The 19,873-nt window shown below is 53.1% G+C and carries 18 protein-coding genes; 9 read left to right on the top strand and 9 right to left on the bottom strand.

Going from position 1 to position 19,873, the window contains the following annotated elements; all coding sequences use genetic code 11:
* Positions 1–2: 2 nt before the first annotated feature.
* The 4 genes from NDQ72_08645 (at position 3) to pepQ (ending at position 4,411) form a co-directional block, all read left to right on the top strand.
* Positions 3–1,019 (top strand): ABC transporter ATP-binding protein, encoded by a 1,017-nt coding sequence (locus NDQ72_08645; GenBank protein ID WKD29993.1) that lies wholly within the window; start codon positions 3–5, stop codon positions 1,017–1,019.
* On the top strand, positions 1,016–2,077 hold the full coding sequence (locus NDQ72_08640) for an ATP-binding cassette domain-containing protein (protein ID WKD29992.1): 1,062 nt from the start codon (positions 1,016–1,018) through the stop codon (positions 2,075–2,077). Before NDQ72_08645 ends, NDQ72_08640 begins: the two co-directional genes overlap by 4 nt.
* 49 nt (positions 2,078–2,126) lie before the next feature.
* Positions 2,127–3,038, top strand: coding sequence for a LysR family transcriptional regulator (locus NDQ72_08635; protein ID WKD29991.1), 912 nt, complete (start codon positions 2,127–2,129; stop codon positions 3,036–3,038).
* 83 nt (positions 3,039–3,121) lie between these two features.
* On the top strand, positions 3,122–4,411 hold the full coding sequence (pepQ, locus tag NDQ72_08630) for a Xaa-Pro dipeptidase (protein ID WKD29990.1): 1,290 nt from the start codon (positions 3,122–3,124) through the stop codon (positions 4,409–4,411).
* 84 nt (positions 4,412–4,495) lie between these two features.
* Here pepQ and NDQ72_08625 read toward each other — a convergent pair whose 3' ends face one another.
* From NDQ72_08625 to NDQ72_08605, 5 genes are all read right to left on the bottom strand, one after another.
* Entirely contained in the window at positions 4,496–5,104 is a 609-nt protein-coding gene (locus tag NDQ72_08625) for an outer membrane beta-barrel protein (protein ID WKD29989.1), read from the bottom strand.
* 495 nt (positions 5,105–5,599) lie between these two features.
* Positions 5,600–6,097 carry a GAF domain-containing protein gene (locus NDQ72_08620; protein ID WKD29988.1) on the bottom strand — a complete coding sequence of 166 codons (498 nt, stop codon included), beginning with the start codon at positions 6,095–6,097 and terminating at the stop codon, positions 5,600–5,602.
* Between the two features lie 238 nt (positions 6,098–6,335).
* Positions 6,336–7,385 (bottom strand): 2,3-butanediol dehydrogenase, encoded by a 1,050-nt coding sequence (locus NDQ72_08615; protein ID WKD30366.1) that lies wholly within the window; start codon positions 7,383–7,385, stop codon positions 6,336–6,338.
* A 26-nt stretch (positions 7,386–7,411) separates the two neighbouring features.
* Complete coding sequence (locus tag NDQ72_08610; GenBank protein ID WKD29987.1) at positions 7,412–8,188, bottom strand: SDR family oxidoreductase; 777 nt, start codon at positions 8,186–8,188, stop codon at positions 7,412–7,414.
* Between the two features lie 58 nt (positions 8,189–8,246).
* Positions 8,247–10,061 (bottom strand): NAD(P)/FAD-dependent oxidoreductase, encoded by a 1,815-nt coding sequence (locus NDQ72_08605; protein WKD29986.1) that lies wholly within the window; start codon positions 10,059–10,061, stop codon positions 8,247–8,249.
* A 293-nt stretch (positions 10,062–10,354) separates the two neighbouring features.
* Here NDQ72_08605 and NDQ72_08600 point away from each other — a divergent pair, with 293 nt between their 5' ends.
* The 3 genes from NDQ72_08600 (at position 10,355) to NDQ72_08590 (ending at position 14,480) form a co-directional block, all read left to right on the top strand.
* Complete coding sequence (locus tag NDQ72_08600; protein ID WKD29985.1) at positions 10,355–12,340, top strand: sigma-54-dependent Fis family transcriptional regulator; 1,986 nt, start codon at positions 10,355–10,357, stop codon at positions 12,338–12,340.
* Between the two features lie 103 nt (positions 12,341–12,443).
* Positions 12,444–13,298 (top strand): MoxR family ATPase, encoded by an 855-nt coding sequence (locus NDQ72_08595; protein WKD29984.1) that lies wholly within the window; start codon positions 12,444–12,446, stop codon positions 13,296–13,298.
* Between the two features lie 3 nt (positions 13,299–13,301).
* Positions 13,302–14,480: a VWA domain-containing protein gene (locus NDQ72_08590; protein WKD29983.1), complete on the top strand. Its 1,179-nt coding sequence runs from the start codon at positions 13,302–13,304 to the stop codon at positions 14,478–14,480.
* Positions 14,481–14,591: 111 nt separating this feature from the next.
* Here the strand turns inward: NDQ72_08590 and NDQ72_08585 are convergent, their stop codons facing one another.
* Both NDQ72_08585 and NDQ72_08580 read right to left on the bottom strand, forming a co-directional pair.
* Positions 14,592–15,122 carry a cytochrome b gene (locus NDQ72_08585; GenBank protein ID WKD29982.1) on the bottom strand — a complete coding sequence of 177 codons (531 nt, stop codon included), beginning with the start codon at positions 15,120–15,122 and terminating at the stop codon, positions 14,592–14,594.
* A 119-nt stretch (positions 15,123–15,241) separates the two neighbouring features.
* Positions 15,242–15,802 carry a hypothetical protein gene (locus tag NDQ72_08580; protein ID WKD29981.1) on the bottom strand — a complete coding sequence of 187 codons (561 nt, stop codon included), beginning with the start codon at positions 15,800–15,802 and terminating at the stop codon, positions 15,242–15,244.
* 169 nt (positions 15,803–15,971) lie between these two features.
* On the opposite strand from NDQ72_08580, the gene NDQ72_08575 reads away from it, so the two are divergent.
* The gene (locus NDQ72_08575) at positions 15,972–16,364 is read left to right on the top strand and encodes a RidA family protein (GenBank protein ID WKD29980.1); all 393 of its coding nucleotides are present in this window, start codon (positions 15,972–15,974) and stop codon (positions 16,362–16,364) included.
* A gap of 20 nt (positions 16,365–16,384) precedes the next feature.
* Here NDQ72_08575 and NDQ72_08570 read toward each other — a convergent pair whose 3' ends face one another.
* Positions 16,385–17,836, bottom strand: coding sequence for a cobyric acid synthase (locus NDQ72_08570; GenBank protein WKD29979.1), 1,452 nt, complete (start codon positions 17,834–17,836; stop codon positions 16,385–16,387).
* Between the two features lie 177 nt (positions 17,837–18,013).
* Between NDQ72_08570 and NDQ72_08565 the strand changes: the two genes are divergently transcribed.
* Complete coding sequence (locus NDQ72_08565; GenBank protein ID WKD29978.1) at positions 18,014–18,934, top strand: glutaminase; 921 nt, start codon at positions 18,014–18,016, stop codon at positions 18,932–18,934.
* Positions 18,935–18,941: 7 nt separating this feature from the next.
* Here NDQ72_08565 and NDQ72_08560 read toward each other — a convergent pair whose 3' ends face one another.
* Positions 18,942–19,802: a methylated-DNA--[protein]-cysteine S-methyltransferase gene (locus NDQ72_08560; GenBank protein WKD29977.1), complete on the bottom strand. Its 861-nt coding sequence runs from the start codon at positions 19,800–19,802 to the stop codon at positions 18,942–18,944.
* Positions 19,803–19,873 lie beyond the last annotated feature (71 nt).

The following is a 19,873-nucleotide window of genomic DNA, read 5'->3' as shown; positions in this document are numbered from 1 at the left end:
CCATGGCACTACTTGAAGTCTCTCAACTCGATGTACGTTTTGCCCTTCGCCAAGGTGAAGTGCGTGCTCTACGCGATGTCAACTTTACCCTGGAGCGCGGCGAGCGCTTAGGTATCGTAGGCGAATCTGGCGCGGGTAAATCCGTGGCCGCCTTCTCGCTACTTAACCTAATCGCCAAACCTGGCTTTATAGCGGGTGGCAGCATAACGTTCGAAGGTCAGACGCTTAACACCATGTCTGAGCGCGGCCTGCGCAAAATACGCGGTAACCGCATCTCGATGATCTTTCAAGATCCGATGATGACGCTGAACCCCGTGCTCTCGATTGGTGAGCAGATGGTCGAGTGTTTAAAAGCCCATCGACGTATCTCCACCAAAGAAGCCCGCGCGATTGCCCTGGATAAGCTGCAGCAGGTACAAATCCCCTCGCCAGAAACACGCTTGGATCAGTACCCTCATGAGCTTTCCGGCGGTATGCGTCAGCGTATTATTATCGCCATCGCCCTACTGCTCGACCCCGATATTATCATTGCCGATGAACCGACTACCGCCCTGGACGTGACCATCCAAGCGGAAATCATGGCGCTGTTGCTTGAGCTATGCGAACAGCACAACGTGGGTCTGATTCTCATCACCCACGACCTGGGGGTAGTGAGTCAGGTCACCCAACGCATGCTGGTTATGTACGCCGGTCGCGTTATTGAGCAAGGCCTCACACGGGAAATCATCAACGATCCTCAGCACCCCTATACCCAAGGGCTGATCAACGCGTTACCGCAAATGGCGACCCCAGGCGAAAAGCTCAACCAGATCCGTGGCAGCATGCCGTCACTCTCTAACTTACCTAGCGGCTGCGCGTTTCATCCTCGCTGCGACTTCATCAATAGAGCAGATGGTCAACCACGGCCTGCCTGCACCCAGCAAGTGCCTGAATTTGTCGAATCCGGCAATTGCCGTGTCGCCTGCCATATGGTGGCTGAAATGCTTGAAGATCGTCGCCTGAAGGAGGAAACGTCATGAGTGCTCAGGTAGAAGCGCGCAACGCTGCGCCCACGCAAAATGAAGAGAGCAGCGAATCGTTGCTACAAATTCGTGGCCTTAAGAAGCGCTTTTCATTATCAGGGGATTTTTTGGAACAGCTGCGCTTTAAAGGCGGCAAGCTGGTGCGTCACCAAGAGCATGTACATGCGATTAATGGCGTTAACCTTGATATCAAACGCGGTGAAGCGCTGTGCGTGGTCGGTGAATCTGGCTGCGGTAAGTCCACCGTGGCACGCACGGTAATGGGCTTACTCACCCCCACAGAGGGTGAAATCCGCTATGACGGGCAGCGTATTGATAATTTGAGCTCTCGCCAGCTATTGCCTTATCGCAAGCGCATGCAGATGATTTTCCAAAATCCTTATGCCTCGCTTAACCCACGGATGACGATTCAGCAAACGCTGGAAGAACCGCTGCGTTTGCACCACCCAGACTGGAACCGTGAGAAGATACTCGATAAGGTCCAAGAGGTGATGGGGTCGGTGGGAATAGACCCCGACTGGGGCAAGCGTTTTGGCCATGAATTTTCCGGCGGTCAGCGCCAGCGTATCGCCATAGCACGCGCCCTAGCCGTTGATCCTGAGTTTATTGTTGCCGACGAGCCCATTTCGGCACTGGATGTCTCCATTCAGGCGCAAGTGCTCAACCTGCTGATGGAGGCACAACAAGCGCGCAACCTGACCTATCTATTTATCACTCACGATTTGGCGGTTGTGGAGCACTTTGGTACCCGCGTAGCGGTGATGTATTTAGGCACTGTGTGTGAAGTGGCCACAACGGCAACGCTATTTGCGAAACCGCGCCATCCCTATACACAGGCGCTGCTATCCGCTATTCCACGCCTAAAAGATGACCGCCCCCAGCATATTCGTCTTACCGGAGAAGTGCCTACGCCGGTCAACTTACCGAGCGGCTGCGTATTCCATGGCCGTTGCCCCTATGCCAACGCCCGCTGCCATCAGGAAATCCCTACCCTGCAAACGCAGGATGACGGCACTCGCGTTGCGTGCCACGCTGTTGAAGAAGGTCGCCTATGACGCCAGTTTTAACGACAGCATCACGTTTGGCAGCACGACGAGGTAAGACATGGAAATTCGCTGGCTAGAAGACTTTATCGCCCTGGCCAGAACGCGACACTTCTCTCGCGCAGCGGATGAACAGCACGTCACACAGCCCACTTTTTCCCGACGCATTAAGTTGCTAGAGGAAGAGATGGGCGTGACACTGGTCAATCGGCAAACGTTGCCACTTTCGCTAACCCCCGCGGGAGAGGAGTTCCTGACGCTGTGCGAACAGGTAACTGATCGTGTGCGCTTAACCCGTGACCGCGTGCGAGAAATCAGCGCCGGACAGCAGCGCCGTATCATGGTGGCTGCTCCACAGAGCCTACTCCCGCAGTTTTTGCCAGAATGGCTGGCTGCTACGGGTTGGCAAGAGCGCATACAGCCCTATTTGCGAGCAACCGGGTGGGCGGCGAGCGACTATTTTCAAGCGCTTGGTCGAGCAGAGTGCGATCTGGCTATCTGCTATTGGCCAATCGGGCGTTGCGATTTAGATATCGATACCAGTGCCTGCACGTATCGGATCATTGGCCACGAGCGTTTGATTCCTGTCACAGGCCTAGATGCGAATGGCACCCCTTGCGCGTTGCTACCCGGCTCGCGCCAGCAACCCGCGCCTTGTCTGGCCTATCCAAAGCGCGGCTTATTGGGCTCAGCGGTAAAGGCGCATCTCGCCCGCTTACCGCAAAGCACCTACCTCACGGCGCAAAGTGAAAACCTTTATGCGGCGGGTATTAAAGAGTTGGTGCTTCTCGGCTACGGCATGAGCTGGTTGCCCGAACGCAACATAGCTGCTGAGCTATCCAACGGCACATTAATCAGAGCCGGCGATAGCCGCTGGGATGTCCCGATGGAGCTACGACTATATCGGCACCAAAACCAACATCACGCAGAGCTGGATAGCCTGTGGAGTGAGCTTGCTCCACCACGCAGTTAAGTCCGAAGTTAAAGCAATAGCCCGACTTGATACCATCATCAGGTTTATGGCCGAGCCGTCATTGAAAAAAGGACACTACTTGAATGTCAGCTTCTTTGTTTAACCTGCAGCGCGAACACTTAGCGCATTTACAGCAAGCTTATGCAGACCTGTTAACCAATCACAGTCTCGATAGCTTAGCCATCTATAGCGGCCACGCCAGCGCACACTTTGGCGACGACCAAACGCCAACCTTCCAAACTTACGGCCATTTTATGCACTGGGTAGGCATGGCCGATATTCAGCACAGTTGGCTGGTGATTCAACCCGGCAAGCGCCCGCAGCTGTATTTGTATGCGCCGGCAGATTTCTGGCATTTGCCTACTCGCCTGCCTGAAGAGCCATGGGTAACTGAGTTTGATATTCATCTGTGTAGCGAAAAGACCACACCAACGTTAGTGGGTCGCGCGGCAGTAATCGGCGATATTGAGGCCACCACACGTCAAGCATTAGACGCGCAGTATCAGCCTGAACCGCTGGTTAGAGCCCTAGATGAACTGCGCATGTTTAAGACTGCTTATGAAATAGCCTGCTTAAGCGAAGCCAACCGGCTTGCCATAGCAGGACATCAAGCCACGCAGGCTGCATTTATTGGCGCATCAGCTGAGTTAGATATTCAACTGGCCTACCTGGCTGCCAGCAGGCAGCGGGAGTCTGATGTCCCCTATCAGAACATTATTGGGCTAAATGATCATGCGGGCGTATTACACTACCAACACTATGACCTGAATAGTCCTACGCAACGACATAGCCTATTGGTTGACGCTGGTCGTCGTTTTCGCGGTTACTGCGCTGATATTACACGCACCTATGCAGGCCCTGACGCGCCAGACATCTATCGTGATTTAATTGACGGTATTCACCAGGTAAAAGACACGTTGGTGGAAAGCGTTGCTCCAGGCGTCGAGTTCATTGCGCTACATGAGCAAATGCATCGTTTGCTGGCAGATATCCTTATTGCCAATGACCTTTTTCAGGGCAGCGCAGAACAGGCAATTGATGAGGGAATCACGCGAGCTTTTTGCCCACACGGTTTAGGGCATTCGTTAGGGCTGCAGGTTCATGATGTGGCAGGGCTTCGCCATCCAGATGGAACGCCCTCGCCCGCTCCTGAACATCACCCAGCGCTACGTTTAACTCGTACGCTGCGCCCCGGCATGGTAGTAACGATAGAGCCTGGGTTCTACTATATCCCTATGCTGCTGGAACCATTGCGCGACAAAGCACTACCGATTAACTGGAGAGTCGTTGACTCGTTAGCCAACTGTGGCGGCATTCGTATTGAAGATAACGTCGTTGTCACAGAGAGCGGCTTCAAAAACTTGACCCCCTAATCAACAAAACGCCCGGCTCAAGGATTAACTCCCCAGGCCGGGCGACTATCAGATCGCGGGCAAAATCACCCTGCGCACTTCTCGTTAGAAGCGGTAGGTAACGCCACCACCGATAGTAACGGGTTCCATGTTTACTTTACCGACCTTGTTACCACCTGCATTGATGTCGGCATTCACGTCTGCATAGCTAACATAACCATTTAACATGACGTTATCGGTAACCGCTAAATCAACCCCTGCCTGACCGATCGCGCCATAGCTTTCATCAACGCTTAAGCCAGTGGGCTCGCCTGAGAAGCGAGTATAGTTCAGGCCAACGCCTACATAAGGCTGAACCTTAGAGTCTAAACCGCCCATCGGATAGTAGTTAACCAACAGATTAATCGGCAGGCGGTCTACGCTGCCTGCGCTGCCACCAGGACTGGTATTGAGGTCGTGTTCAAACTTCTCGGAGCTGTTCAGTTCAGCGCCAAGCTTATCGGTGAACAGGTAACCCGCGCCAAACGTAAATCCTCGCGCGCTTTGTACGTTTAGGTCTGCCGCGCCAACATTGCCATTTCCAGAACCCGTATCCGTTTGGGCGACACCACCACGTACGAAAACGTCACCTGCTTCGTAAGCGAGTGCTGCTTGGCTGGCGATCAATGCGCTAGCGGTAAGAACAGCAGCAGATACTAATTTTAATTTACTCATCAGGGTAATCCTCTTACATCTTACTCGGGATTGGTGCCGGTAACTCCAGCTACCTATACAATATATACCAATCGAACAGCGTTTCCAAACTTGTTGTGTTATTTTAATATAAGTTTTACATATCGAGCACTGTCGGCGAACAGCATCGGTTATAAAAATCAAGCACAAAGGACAAACATAAAAAAAGTCCCCCGAAGGGGACCCAGGTGGAGCACGCCAGCTCACTCAGTGTATCGCTTACCAATCTCTGTCGGGGCGATGTAGCAAAGAAGGAAGAGACACCCATTTAACGCAGGAACTCTGTTCATTTGCTTCTTACCTAATACATAGCGAGCCGCGTGCCAATTTAAATTTTATCAATCAAAAACAATAGCTTATTAAAAATAAATACTTAAAACTTATCGTAATGCATTGTTATCAATGCCAAAGCGCACCATCTATGAGCATGGCAGGCTGGTTTTGCCTCATAACGAATCGCCCTATGGTAAATTCTATTTAGCGTTGTCTAGTGCAGTGCTTCGAGTGTGATCGGTTGATCTCATCTTCAGCACATGCCGCTAAGTCTCTTAACACCTGACGCTGCTGCTCATTTAAACGTCGTGGCACGGAGTCAATGAGACAAAACGTGCCTACCTTGAAGCCATTCGTCGTTGTCATCGGTACACCCGCATAGAAACGTATCCCTCGATGCGCCTTTACCAGCACATAGTCTTTAAAACGGCTGTCTTGGCTGGCATCTTCAATCTCAAAAATTCCTTCTTCCTGAATGGTATGGGCACAAAACGACTCTGTGCGACACGTTTGGGTAAGTGCGATCCCTTGTCGGGATTTAAACCATTGGCGATCTTCATCGACTAACGTTACCAGCGCAGCCTCCACACCAAAAAACTGGATCGCCAGTCGAGCAATTCTATCGAAACGCTCTTCAGGAGGGGTATCCAAAAGCGCCAGTTGGCGCAATGCCCGTAGCCTTGCTTGCTCACCCTTTACCATGGCGACACCCTCTTCTTAGGTAATGGATAGCGTCATTCATGCAGCAATGCTGCTTAGATCGTTTTGATTAGTAAAATGTATGCATTAATTCAGCTTTTGTCGTCGGTTACACTATTTTTACATTTACGCTTCATGAATTATAAAAACTATCTTTTTATTATCAATTAGTTAAAAACCGTTATTATTAAATCAAAAAAGGCCATCATAAGATGGCCTTTGGTCATTGCCCGCAACGGCGCTAGGGCGTGACGATTATTTTCACCTGCGCTTTATCACTCAACAGCGCTTCGAATCCCTCTTCAACAATATCTGCTAGCGGGATGCGTTGGGTTACCATATCTTCAGCGCGGAAGTAGCCTCGCTGCATGAGTGCCATTACCGCCGGATAAACATGGCGATAGGCAATAATGCCCTTCATGGTACGCTCTTTAATGACCAGATCGTTGGGATGGAAACTGGCCTCCCCTTCCCAAATACTGACCACGATCACTTCTCCGCCTTCGTGGGTACAGTGCAAGGACTGATTCAGTACGGCGGGAATGCCGGTCACTTCGAACGCTACGTCAACACCACCGTTGCTCAACATTTGTAGCTTAGCCACTGCATCTTCTTGCTGCGGATCGACCACGATAGCGCCAAGCGCTTCGGCCTTCGCTTTACGTGAAGGTGCTACCTCGACGGCGTAAATTTGCGCGGCGCCTGCCGCTTTTAGTGCCTCGATGGTCATTAAGCCAATCGGGCCCGCGCCAAATACTGCTGCGCTATCACCTGCCTTCAAGCTACTTTGACGAACGGCATGCAAAGCAACCGCCGCTGGCTCTACCAGTGCCCCTTGCTCGAAGCTGAGGTCATCCGGCAGCTTATGCACCATGTGCTCCCCCATCACGGTGAACTCCGAGAAGCCGCCGCCGCCACCCGAAAGGCCATGGAAACCCAATAGTGGCGTGAGGTTGTAGCGCTCCATCTGATAAGCACCGTTCTGGTTAGGTGAAAGGATCGGCTCTATGGCAACGCGATCGCCCACTTTCACCCGGGTTACTTTGTCGCCCACCTCAACCACTTCACCAGCGAATTCGTGCCCCATGATAATCGGTGCTTGCTCACCGCTAATGGGGTGAGGCTTATCGACCGGAATAAAAATCGGCCCAGCGGCGTATTCATGCAAATCGCTACCACAAATACCACACGCCGCCACCTTAACTTTTACCTCATGAGGGTCGTTAATCGTCGGTATCGGCATTTGCTCAACACGCAGATCTTTCGCTGCATACCAAACCGCTGCCTGCATAGTGCTCTTTTCGTCGTTGCTGTAGGTCACAGAGAGAATCCCCCATCTACTGCAATTGCTTGTCCAGTTACGTGTTCAGCGCAAGCCAGATAGACCACCAGTTGCCCCATATCCTCGGGCGTTTGCGCTTCGCCCTGAGGCAGTAAGGTTTTTTGATGTCTCTCCCAGGAGGCCTGCTCAGTTTCCCCCTCTTCACGCCACCTCCCAGCGAGACCATCTTCTCCCCGCCACATACCAGTGCCGACGACCCCAGGGCATAGCGCATTCACTGTCACGCCATCGGATGCGACTTCCTTAGCGACAGCATTGGTAAAGCCAATGACCGCAAACTTAGAAGCGGAATAATGGGAAAGATTAGGAAACCCAACCTTGCCAGCGATGGAAGAGACGTTGACTATCCGCCCATATCGGCGTGGCCGCATGACTTCTAACTCAGCCTGTGTACACAGAAATGTACCTTTAGCATTGACCGCCATAACACGATCCCACTCCTGCGCAGACAGCTCCTCAACCGAATGAATGCTGATAATTCCTGCGTTATTGACAGCAATATCTAGTTGCCCGAAATATTCTTGCACCGCCTGTATCAGCATATGCACCGATTCGGAGGACGAAACATCGACCTGTAGCGCAATACTACGGCGGCCAAGCGCTTCGACCTTAGCAGCCGTTTCTTCTGCAATTTCAATATCCAAGTCAGCGACGGCCACATCCGCACCAGCTTTTGCCAGTGCCATCGCAATACCCTGGCCTATGCCACGCCCTCCGCCAGTGACTAATGCCGTCTTTCCATTCAATTGCATGAGCGTCTCTCCTCTTTAATTAATTGAACCGAGCCGGTATACCGACTCGCATAAACGCTCAGCCCAAGTGATGAACTGGCTGCAGGCCATAGACAGGGGTATCTAGCCCTTCCATGCGTGCTTTTAACTGCAGCGCTAAATAACGTGAGTAGTGCCGCGACTGGTGTAGGTTACCGCCATGGAACCACAGTGCCTCTTGTTGAGTGGGCTTCCACATATTGCGCAGCTCTCCTTCCCATGGGCCCGGGTCTTTGGTGGTGTCGGAACCTAGCCCCCAGCACTTGCCGACTTTATCGGCCACTTCTTGAGAAATAAGCCGCGCCGCCCAGCCATTCATCGAGCCATAGCCGGTGGCATAAACAATCAAGTCAGCATCAAGCTCGCTGCCATCGGTCAGCGTGATGGAGTGTGAGTTAATACGCTCAATGCCCACACCACTGCGTAGCTTGATGTCGCCACTGGCCACCAAATCACAGGCTCCCACATCGATGTAATAGCCCGAACCGCGGCGCAAATATTTCAAAAACAGCCCGGATTCATCGTCACCGAAATCAAGCATAAAGCCTACGCTCTCAAGCTTTTGGTAAAACTCGGCGTCACGCTTTTTAATCGCTTCAAAAGCGGGGCGCTGAAAATCCGGTAATACTTTGTACGGAATCGAGGCAAACACTAGATCGGCTTTTTCATGGGTTAACCCATTCGCCACAGCCTCTTCCGAATAAAGCGGCCCCAGCACCTCCTCCATCAACGAATCCGACTTCACAATATGGGTCGATGAACGCTGCAGCATGGTGACATCGGCATCGTGCTCCCATAGCGCGGCGGCAATGTCATGGGCCGAGTTATTAGAGCCCACAATGACGCACTTCTTACCTTTATAGGCATCCGGCCCCGGGTGCTGGCTAGAGTGCTGCTGTTCGCCTGCAAAGTTTTCTGCCCCCGGGAATGTCGGCACATTGGGCATCCCAGACATACCGGTAGCCATTACCAACTGCTTGGGCCGTAGCGTGATCTCTTCGCCGTTGCGCTTAACCTTAACCACCCACTCACCTGCGGCTTCGTCGTAGCTAGCATTCTGGCACTCGGTGGAACTCCAATAATTGAGCTCCATCACTTTTGTGTACATTTCCAGCCAATCACCCACTTTGTCTTTCGGGGCGAATACCGGCCAGTTATCTGGGAAAGGGATATAGGGAAGGTGGTCGTACCACACTGGATCGTGCAAGCAGAGCGACTTATAGCGCTTACGCCAGGAGTCTCCCGCGCGCTCGTTGCGCTCAATGATGATCGTCGGCACACCCAGTTGCCTGAGCCGTGCGCCTAAACCAATACCCCCCTGGCCACCGCCAATAATCACGCAGTAAGGCTGCTGAGTGTAGCCCAGCTCCGCTTCTTCACGCTCCCGTGACTCCAACCACGTTTCACGCTGCTTATTGGCACCGTGCTCAGCCCCTTTGGGACGATGGTGATTGCACTGCTCAGGGTAGTCGTTCAGTGCTTGCATGGTGGTTAACAACGTCCAGCACTTGTCTTCTTTTAGGCGCAAATAGCCTTTACCACGGGCAACCGCCGTATTGAAAGTAAACCACACATCGTAGATGCCGCCGTTTTCAGTGGCCTCGCCGTCTAACTGCCAGTCTGTGGGCTGTGCGTTGTTGAGCGTGGCATTGAGCATGGCCTGAATTTCATCTTTGCCTTCGCAGGTTTTTAAATTCCAGGTAAACGTAAGAAAGTCACGCCAGTAGCACTCGTCTCCAAACAGCGACAGTACTCGCTCAATATCCTGGGTTTGAAGGGCAGTATCGAAATCGTGCAGCCACGCTTGAACAGTCTCCGTGGGGGTTTGCTGGACTTGTGCCGTTATCTTTGACATAGCGGGTACTCCATGTGCATTTGTTATTGTTGAGTTAACTGTGATGCACCCAATACATAGCAGCCGCCGTGCCAAACCAACCATATAAAAAATAAGCAACTGAAAAATATATAATTTATCCACATACAGACAAATAGATAAGGCAGCGAAAGTGCCGTACACCTGTCACGCTGTTTACAGCTAAACGTTACAGGTGTAACGCACGACTAACGGCGTAAGCAGACCACGTTGACTCTGGGGGTAAAGCGCATAGGCTGAAAGAACAATAACGATAGCGCCCAACGAGTAACGCCATGCTGCACTCCACGCTTGCACCTACACGGCTTCAATCTGAACAACGTCGACATATCGAGCATATTTTTCAGCTCGGTGAAGGACTCGATACCCCCAGCTTGCCTGCGCAAGCCACCATTCGTCGTTCCTGGCTGCGCTGCCTGAACGAGTATCAACTAGACCCCACTCATCCACGCCCAGCACGGGTCGTGCCGCAGCAAACATTGATTGAGCACCGCGAGTCTGTTGATGAGTTACTGCATGTCGCCCGCGCCGGGGTCGATCAGCTTTATGGGCAAATAGCGCAGCTTGGCTACGTACTACTCGTTACCGATCACCGCGGCATTACCGTTGAGTTTCGCGGTGATCCGAACCAGGACCAGCAATTACGCAAAGCAGGCCTCTACCTGGGGGCAGACTGGGATGAACGCTTTGCTGGCACCTGTGCTGTTGGCACCTGTTTGCATGATCGTCAAGCCATCATCTGCCACCGCCAAGAACACTTCGATGCATCCCATATCTCGCTGACCTGCACCGCTGCTCCTATTGCTGACCCTCAGGGTAATGTGATGGCTGTGTTAGACATTTCCGCGCTGCAGTCGCCTACCCAGCACGAAAGCCAAAATTTCAGCCTATCGTTGGTAACACTTTATGCGCGCATGATTGAGGATGCCTATTTTCTGCAGCGCTACCGCGACTGCCTGATGGTGCGTCTAGATACTTCCCGGGAATTTGTCCACGTCAACGGGCGTGGCTTAATCGCCATTGAAGAGAATGGACAGGTCATCGCTGCCAACGCCGTAGGCCGCGAGCTAATCGCCGAACACCAGCATCGCTGGCCCCCTTGGTCGGCAAATCACACCCCTATGCTGGGTGAGCTATTCGAGTGTGAGATCGCCGATATACTCAGTATTAATAGCGGTACTGATGATCAATTGCGTGCCTTCCGCGCTCGCGCCAGCAACACCATCCACTTTATAAGTCTGCTAGAACCCCGCCGCCCCCGCATGGCGCAACGGGCAACACCGCTTTCTTCTGAGCTGCCGGCCCCCTTAGCCCGGCTGGGTGCCGACGACCCTGCGATGCGCAAAGTGCAAAAACTAGCCGACCGCTTGCGCAATGAAGCTAACGTGAACGTACTGATTAGCGGCGAAACCGGCACCGGCAAAGAGGTCGTTGCACGGGCGCTGCACGAAAGCGGCAACCGCGCCAAACAACCATTTATTGCCGTCAACTGTGCAGCCATTCCCGAGTCACTGATTGAAAGCGAACTGTTTGGTTACGAACCAGGCGCCTTCACCGGCGGCCGCTCAAAAGGGATGCGCGGGCTTATTCCACAGGCCCATGGAGGCACGCTGTTTTTAGACGAAATCGGTGATATGCCATTAGCGCTGCAGACCCGACTGTTGCGCGTGCTGGCCGAACGGGAAGTGATGCCGCTGGGGGCTAACACGCCAGTTAAAATCGATATTCGCGTTATTACAGCCACCCATCGCCATATCGAAGAAATGATCCAGCAAGGGGAATTCCGCGAAGACCTCTATTACCGGCTAAACGGTGCTCAGCTTCGACTGCCCGCGCTACGCGAACGCGCCGATAAACTGTTTGTTATTCGCCGCGTATTTGAAGACGTCGCCGCCGAACGCGCCACGCAAATATCGCCGCGCCTGCGCGCGGATGCCATCAGTGCGCTACTCGCGTACTCATGGCCCGGCAATATTCGTCAGCTCAAAAATGCCCTCGCCTTTGCCCTCGCCACCTCAGAAAGTGACGAAATAACCGTTCACGACCTGCCAGAGCAGTGCCTTAGTCAACGTATTACTCACCACGCGGCGGCCCAACTGGCAACGAACACCAATGACCCCCTTTCTGGTTCGCTTATCCACCTACTCAAGCAACATCACTGGAATATCAGCGCAGTTGCCCGTGAGCTAGGCGTTTCGCGTCCCACGGTATACCGGCAAATGCAGCGCCAGGGGATTGTGCCCCCCAACTGGCAGGGCTGAAAGCCAATCGCGCTATCGACGAGTTGGCCTTGGGGTTTACCCTCACGTACACTTGTTTGAATCTATTTTTAAACAACGCGTTTCGACAAGCCGAGGCTCCCCCATGGCGTTTGATTCAACCTCTTCTTATATTGCCACTGATGCTCTCAAGCAGGCAGTCAATGCTGCTGTTGTGCTGCAGCGTCCACTACTCATCAAAGGTGAACCCGGTACCGGTAAAACGCTGCTGGCCGAGGAGCTCGCCGAATCCCTGGGCACCAAGCTGATCACCTGGCATATCAAGTCCAGCACCAAAGCTGCTCAGGGGCTTTATGAGTATGATGCCGTCAGCCGCCTACGCGATTCCCAGTTGGGCGTTGAAGGGGTGGAAAATGTCGGTAACTACATCAAACCCGGCAAGCTGTGGGAAGCTTTCACCGCGGGCGAGCGCGTGGTGCTGCTGATTGATGAAATCGACAAAGCGGATATCGAGTTTCCCAACGACCTGCTGCAAGAGCTGGATCGTATGGAGTTTCATGTTTATGAAACCGGTGAAACCATTCGCGCCGAACAACGCCCAATTATCGTGATCACTTCGAATAATGAAAAAGAGCTGCCCGATGCTTTCCTACGTCGCTGCTTTTTCCATTACATCGAGTTCCCCGACCGCGAAACTATGCAGGCGATTGTGGATGTTCACTTCCCGGATATCGCCCCCAGGCTGGTCGGCGAAGCCTTGGAAGTGTTTTTCGATCTGCGCAACGCCCCTGGGCTCAAGAAAAAACCCTCTACCTCAGAGCTGGTGGATTGGCTCAAGCTGCTAATGGCCGACGAACTGGCTCAGGAAGCGCTCTATCACCGCGACCCGGCCAAAGCCCTACCACCGATGGCGGGCGCGCTGGTTAAAAACGAGCAGGATACTCACCTGCTAGAACGCCTGGCATTTATGATGCGTCGCCAAAAGAGTACGGGGCGCTAAGCCATGTTTATTGGTCTGTTTGATGCCCTCAAACGTGCTGGTGTGCCCGTTTCTCTGCGCGAATTGCTCGACCTGCACGCGGTGGTCGAACGTGGCGTCGTGTTTGCCGATATGGGCGCGTTTTATCAAGTGGCGCGTACGGTCATGGTCAAAGATGAGCGCTACTTTGACCGCTTTGATCGCGCCTTTGCCGCCTGGTTTAAAGGCCTTGAAGATATGGACTCGGCAATTGAGGCGCTCATTCCCGATGAGTGGCTGCGACGCGAATTTGAAAAACAGCTCAGCGACGAAGAGAAAGCCAAAATTGAGTCACTAGGTGGTCTTGAAGAACTAATTGAGACCTTTAAAAAGCGCCTGGAAGAGCAAAAAGAGCGCCACGCGGGCGGCAACAAGTGGATTGGCACAGGTGGCACCAGCCCTTTTGGAGCGTATGGCTACAACCCCGAAGGCATACGTATTGGCCAGGATGGCTCGCGCCACCGTCGCGCGACCAAGGTTTGGGATGAGCGGCGTTTTCGCGATTACGATGACTCGCTTGAGCTGGGCACCCGCAATATCAAAATGGCCTTACGGCGGCTACGCAAGTTCGCCCGTCAAGGAGCGCTGGACGAGTTTGATGTGGACAGCACCATCCGCGAAACTGCACGGGATGCGGGGCTACTCAATATCCAAATGCGCCCCGAACGCCATAATGCGGTGAAGGTGCTGCTGTTTTTGGACGTCGGCGGGTCGATGGATGATCATATTCGCGTCTGCGAAGAGTTGTTCTCAGCGGCACGCTCCGAATTCAAACACTTGGAACATTACTACTTCCACAACTGCCTCTACGAAGGGGTTTGGCGTAATAATATGCGTCGGAGGAACGAGCGCATCCCAACCATGGATGTGTTGCACACCTACGGGGCAGACTATCAGGTAGTGATTGTCGGTGATGCCGCCATGTCGCCTTACGAAGTCACTCATTCGGGCGGCAGCGTGGAACACTTCAATGATGAACCCGGAGGCGTGTGGCTAAAACGCTTGGCTGATACGTTTCCACGCTTGGCGTGGTTAAACCCTATGCCACCCCGTGCCTGGGAGTACACCTACTCGACCCAGTTAATTCGTGACGTAATCGATGACCGCATGTATCCCATGAACATGGAAGGCCTGGAGACAGCGATGCGCGAGTTAGCTAAGTAGTAATTCATCGCAAGGAACGGCATTACCATTGCATCTGAAATGGTAATCAAAAAAGCGGCGCGTTCGATGGAACGCGCCGCTTTTGCACACCTAATCGACTAGCTCATCTCACTAAGCCATGCGTGACAGCACATCATGGTTGGTCAATTTACGGTGCAAAATTGCCATCACCACATGCCCCACACTCAGCGCCAGCAGTGCCCAACCAAGTTCGCCATGCAGCAAACCGCCAAGCTCTGTCATCCAGGCAATTTTTTCACCATCAAAACCGGGCATTAGGTTGACCCCAAATACATCCAGCGCACGACCTGAACCATACTGACGAATCAGCGCAATCGTGGGCACCGCAATCATCAAACCATACAGTGCCAAGTGCCCCAATTTTGCCATTACACTAACTGACGCCGGGCGACGCGAAGCGTTGATTAACGCCCAGACGCCTCGCACGACCACAAGCGCCAAGAGCGCAACGCCCACTTGGCTATGAGTCCCCCATAAAAAAGACTCAAGCGGAGTGTCTTCGAAAAACACCCGCGCTGCAGCACTGCTGAATTGCCATACAAATAGTAGTGCCATCCCCCAGTGAAGCAGGCGGCTGACTATCCCATAGCGTTTATTAGTATCCATCATTGCTAGCGCCATACGCTTTTCCCTTTAAGTAAAGATAAAACATGCCGCTATTTTACCCAGGAAAACAGCCAACATCATGACACCAGCGTGCAAGTTTGTTGCATAAAATGGAACGCTGCGTTGTTTTTAGCCTACAGCGTGGTCGGAAAGTTGTTTAAGCCTGACAAAAAAGCCTCTTTGGCCTCAGTAAATGCAGCGGGATCATGCTTAAATCGGCGCAGTATTAGCGCTTCATCAAGGCTCAAAGTGGGCGTCAGGTCAGTACTCTGCTTAACAGGATGGCGAGCGCCTAAACCAATGCGTTGCCCCTGTGCACCATCAAACCAGCGCTTAAACCCGCACTGCTGATAGAACGCTTCTTGGGTGGCATCACTTACCTCAACGCGCAGCGGGGCTTTGAGGCTTAACTCACTGATTAAACGCGCTTTAGCACCATCAACAAACTCACAAGCGTGGGTTACCGTCATCCCCTCGCCAGCCTCATCCAACACCAGCAATGCTAGCGCCAAGGGTTTACCATCGCCATCGACACCCGCCAACAGACGGGCTGCCTCTTGGTCAAACAGTACGTTTTTCGTTCCGGTAAAAACCACCAGCGGCGTTAACCCAGCTTGCTGACCGTATACCTTGGCACACAAGGTTGCCAAACACGCATTACGCGGGGCGCTCTGACTAATATGAACTACCTTCATTACGCTCTCTCATGAGAATTTAAAATCACATCAACAACGGGAAAAGCTTAAAAGTTGGCCAGCCTAGAGCAAAGCTTTCGCCAGCACCACCCTCTGCCCCAAAGGAACTACACGCTAGTGGCAGAGTCGCACCCATCGCGACTCGCCTATTTGTCGCTAAGGAGAGCCAATGCCACAGTATATCGACGATCCCACGTTACCCAAACCGAGTTTCCCTGGTAGTCACATGGTTATCGATGACCATTATGTGTTTATTTCAGGGCTAACGGTTACGGATCTTTCTAACGGCAAAGCCACTCGCGGAGATGTCAAAGAAGAAACACGCCTCGTCATGCGCGAACTTGAACGCATGCTAAAACAAGAGGGAGGCAGCCTGGCGGATATTGTTAGAGTCGACATTCATCTTGCTGACTTAAGGCAGATCAATGCATTAGACAGTATCTACGCGGAGTTTTTTGAACCGGGCCGCTACCCAGCGCGCACTTGCACCGAGTCACCACATATTTGCGGGGGCAGCACCGTCGAGATTACTCTGATGGCAAAGCGCCCACCGCAAGAATAAACACTCTGCATTCTGGGCGCTTAATGCGCCCTTACCATCGCCAACACCGCATCAATATCCAAGTGCGCTTCCAGCGTATCAGCCAGTCGCTCCAGCGCTTGCTCGCGGTGGGCGCGATAATCGACGGGTACCGCACTTTCTAGCCCTAACGTAGTCAGCAACGCTTGGCAGGCTTCAGGATGGTCAAACAACCCATGCAAGTAAGTGCCCATCACTTGGCCATCGATACTGATAGCGCCATCCACGTGGCTACCTAAATCAAACAACGGCCGATTGAGTGCAGCTCCGTTGCTCACACCATTGTGAATTTCGTAGCCCGTCACTGCCGCTTCTTGCCCGACCATGACGCCGCTGACATTGCGTAACTGCTTGCCCGCAACCATTCGCGTGGATACCTGCAGCAGCCCCAAGCCGGCTACCTTCCCGGGCGCGCCTTCCAATCCGTCTGGGTCATCTATCCACTCACCCAGCATTTGAAAACCACCACAAATCCCCAGCACCTTGCCACCGTAGCGCAAATGGCGAGCAATCGCGTCTCTCCAGCCCTGGCGTGTTAGCCAGGCTAAATCACTGGCGGTGCTTTTGCTCCCCGGCAGTATCATTACATCAGCAGGTGGAATCGGTTGATCTGGCCCTACAAAGGTAAGCGATACCTGAGGGTGTAAGCGCAGTGGATCAAAATCCGTATGATTGCTGATACGCGGCAGCGCGGGAACAACCACCTTAAGGGTGTGGCTGGCTTTCTCAGCGTGAACCCGACCAATGCTATCTTCAGCATCCAGCAGTAGGCCCTGCAAGTAAGGCAAGGTGCCCAGAACAGGCTTGTCAGTATAGGCCTCTAACCACTCAAGCCCTGGTTCTAAAAGGCCAATATCGCCCCGGAAACGGTTAATAATAAAGCCTTTCGTGCGCGCCTGCTCGCTGTCGCTTAGTAGCGCCAGCGTTCCTACTAGCTGAGCGAACACACCGCCGCGGTCAATATCGCCTACTAACAAAACCGGACAGTCGGCAGCTTCGGCAAAGCCCATATTAGCGATATCGCCTTTACGCAGATTGATTTCCGCCGGACTGCCCGCGCCTTCGGCAATGATCACATCAAAGCGGCTTTCCAAGGCCTGCCATGCCGCCATGACGCTCTCTTTCGCCGTGCGCTTAAACGCGTGGTAATCCAGTGCATCCATATGGCCATGCACTTTACCGCGTAAAATCACTTGGGCTCCGCGATCCGTCTCCGGCTTTAATAGCACCGGATTCATATCACTATGGGGAACCACACCTGCCGCCTGCGCCTGTAACGCAGTGGAGCGTCCAATCTCACCGCCATCACTGGTCACGGCGCTATTCAGTGCCATGTTCTGGGGTTTAAATGGCGCGACTGAAATACCACGGCGCTTCAACACGCGACAAAGCCCAGCAACCACCGTGCTTTTGCCCGCATCCGAGGTAGTTCCCTGAATCATTAATGTGGTCATGCCCGTCGGCCCTTGCTGAAAGTAGCCGAACTGTAGCCGCCGAACAGATAGTTAGCAACGGACAAGAGCTCTCAACAACGTGCATAGCCCATGGCATTTCGGTATCAACCGCCAGCAGACAAGCCTGCTAGTTTCCGCTAGGGTAGCGCCTCACGCTGCCAAACGAATTCGTATTACATGCAAGAGTTACTCAATAAGATTGCCGCCGAACTGGCCCTTGAAACCGAGCGCGGAAATGTCGCTGACTATATTCCCCAGCTTGCCCATGTGAACCCCAGCCAATTCGCTATCAGTTTGGCTACGGTAGACGGCCAGCGCTTCTCTGCGGGCTGCGCCACCACACCGTTCTCAATCCAGAGCATTTCCAAAGTATTTACGCTAACCATTGCGCTGGGAAAATGGGGCGATGGATTGTGGTCACGGGTGGGGCGTGAGCCTTCTGGCGACCCGTTTAACTCTATCGTGCAGCTTGAGCATGAAAGCGGTAAACCGCGCAATCCGTTTATTAATGCTGGGGCGATTGCGGTTGTTGATGCCATCATGATGGGTCACGAGCCTAAAGAGACACTGGCGGAAATTCTTAGCTTTGTGCGCTATATCGCCGACGATAACAGTATCTGTTTTGACCATCAGGTAGCGGCTTCCGAAATGCAGCACAAAGACCGCAATGCTTCTCTGGCGCATTTTATGAAAGCCTTTGGCCACCTACGCCATGATGTCGATAAGGTACTAGGCACCTATTTTCACCAGTGCGCTATCGCCATGAGCTGCGAACAGCTGGCTCACGCCGGACTGTTTTTGGCATCGGACGGTGTCAACCGGCCAAGTGATTTACGCGTGGTATCGCCCCAACGAGCGCGACGGATTAATTCATTGATGATGATGTGCGGCCACTACGATGCGTCGGGGGAGTTTGCCTTCCGCGTTGGCCTGCCCGGAAAAAGTGGCGTTGGCGGTGGAATTTTGGCTATTGCACCTGGGCGCGGTTCGCTTGCCGTATGGTCACCGGGGTTGGATAAATACGGCAATAGCCTGCTGGGCACTCGTGCCCTGGAAATGTTTGCCCAAGAAACCGGCTGGTCGGTATTTGGACACTAAGTCAGGGCTAATGCGGCTCAAGCTGAGGAGAATGCTGCGCCGCTTCCCAAGCCTGGACCTGTTGTTTGGTTTCAACCCCCCAACGATAGCCGCCTAGCGCACCACTTTGTTGAATCACTCGATGGCAAGGAATCAACAGTGCAATAGGGTTAGCACCCACCGCATTGCCGACGGCTCGAGATGATTTCGGCATGCCAAGTGCCTGGGCAATTTGCGAGTAGCTCGCCAACTGCCCTTCAGGAATAGTGAGCAGCGCGCGCCATACCGCAATCTGGAAATTAGTACCGCTCACGTGGAGCGATAGCGTGGCAGGTGTCGCTTTTGTGGTCGTTTCTGCAGACGTTGTAAACAGTGCCTCTACCGCATAACGGGTGGCATCAGGGCGATGGCATAGCGTGCTGCGTGGCCACTGCTTTACGAGTTCTGCCAGCAACGCTTCCTGGCTGGTAGACGCCACAAAGGCCATGCGACAAATTCCTCTCGGCGTTATCGCCACTAATATTTCGCCAAAAGGTGTGGGGTGCACACCATAGCCAATCTCAACCCCCTCCCCTTGGCGCTTAAACTCACCCGGCGTGACCGCTTCTAGCTGCACAAAGTGGTCATAAAGCCGCGAGCCACCGCTTAGTCCTAGCGCATGCACGGTGTTGGTAAGACTTTCCGATGATGCGATCAGTTGTTTGCCCCGCTCCAAGGTCAACGCCTGTAAAAAGCGCTTAGGGCTGATACCCACATAACGACAAAACAGCCGCTGGAAATGGTAAGCACTCAAATGCACCTGAGCCGCCACCGTTTCCAAACTTGGCTGGCTAGCGGCATTGGCCACCATGTAGGACATCGCTTTTTCGATACGGGCATAGTCATTCATAAAGACGTTCTCACCGGAGCTAAACGAGGAAAAGCACAGGGCTCTCTGAACATAGAACAAGCTTAACCAGA

The sequence above is a fragment of the Halomonas sp. KG2 genome (assembly GCA_030440445.1).
Taxonomy (GTDB): Bacteria; Pseudomonadota; Gammaproteobacteria; order Pseudomonadales; family Halomonadaceae; genus Vreelandella.
The sequence above is the reverse complement of the archived record's forward strand: the minus strand, read 5'-3'. Positions and strand labels throughout refer to the sequence as shown.

Bases quoted from the DNA above. Each gene is read 5' to 3' on its own strand.
- NDQ72_08645 (WKD29993.1), top strand. From the start codon at position 3: ATGGCACTACTTGAAGTCTCTCAACTCGATGTACGTTTTGCCCTTCGC.
- NDQ72_08640 (WKD29992.1), top strand. From the start codon at position 1,016: ATGAGTGCTCAGGTAGAAGCGCGCAACGCTGCGCCCACGCAAAATGAA.
- NDQ72_08635 (WKD29991.1), top strand. From the start codon at position 2,127: ATGGAAATTCGCTGGCTAGAAGACTTTATCGCCCTGGCCAGAACGCGA.
- pepQ (WKD29990.1), top strand. From the start codon at position 3,122: ATGTCAGCTTCTTTGTTTAACCTGCAGCGCGAACACTTAGCGCATTTA.
- NDQ72_08625 (WKD29989.1), bottom strand. From the start codon at position 5,104: ATGAGTAAATTAAAATTAGTATCTGCTGCTGTTCTTACCGCTAGCGCA.
- NDQ72_08620 (WKD29988.1), bottom strand. From the start codon at position 6,097: ATGGTAAAGGGTGAGCAAGCAAGGCTACGGGCATTGCGCCAACTGGCG.
- NDQ72_08615 (WKD30366.1), bottom strand. From the start codon at position 7,385: ATGCAGGCAGCGGTTTGGTATGCAGCGAAAGATCTGCGTGTTGAGCAA.
- NDQ72_08610 (WKD29987.1), bottom strand. From the start codon at position 8,188: ATGCAATTGAATGGAAAGACGGCATTAGTCACTGGCGGAGGGCGTGGC.
- NDQ72_08605 (WKD29986.1), bottom strand. From the start codon at position 10,061: ATGTCAAAGATAACGGCACAAGTCCAGCAAACCCCCACGGAGACTGTT.
- NDQ72_08600 (WKD29985.1), top strand. From the start codon at position 10,355: ATGCTGCACTCCACGCTTGCACCTACACGGCTTCAATCTGAACAACGT.
- NDQ72_08595 (WKD29984.1), top strand. From the start codon at position 12,444: ATGGCGTTTGATTCAACCTCTTCTTATATTGCCACTGATGCTCTCAAG.
- NDQ72_08590 (WKD29983.1), top strand. From the start codon at position 13,302: ATGTTTATTGGTCTGTTTGATGCCCTCAAACGTGCTGGTGTGCCCGTT.
- NDQ72_08585 (WKD29982.1), bottom strand. From the start codon at position 15,122: ATGGCGCTAGCAATGATGGATACTAATAAACGCTATGGGATAGTCAGC.
- NDQ72_08580 (WKD29981.1), bottom strand. From the start codon at position 15,802: ATGAAGGTAGTTCATATTAGTCAGAGCGCCCCGCGTAATGCGTGTTTG.
- NDQ72_08575 (WKD29980.1), top strand. From the start codon at position 15,972: ATGCCACAGTATATCGACGATCCCACGTTACCCAAACCGAGTTTCCCT.
- NDQ72_08570 (WKD29979.1), bottom strand. From the start codon at position 17,836: ATGACCACATTAATGATTCAGGGAACTACCTCGGATGCGGGCAAAAGC.
- NDQ72_08565 (WKD29978.1), top strand. From the start codon at position 18,014: ATGCAAGAGTTACTCAATAAGATTGCCGCCGAACTGGCCCTTGAAACC.
- NDQ72_08560 (WKD29977.1), bottom strand. From the start codon at position 19,802: ATGAATGACTATGCCCGTATCGAAAAAGCGATGTCCTACATGGTGGCC.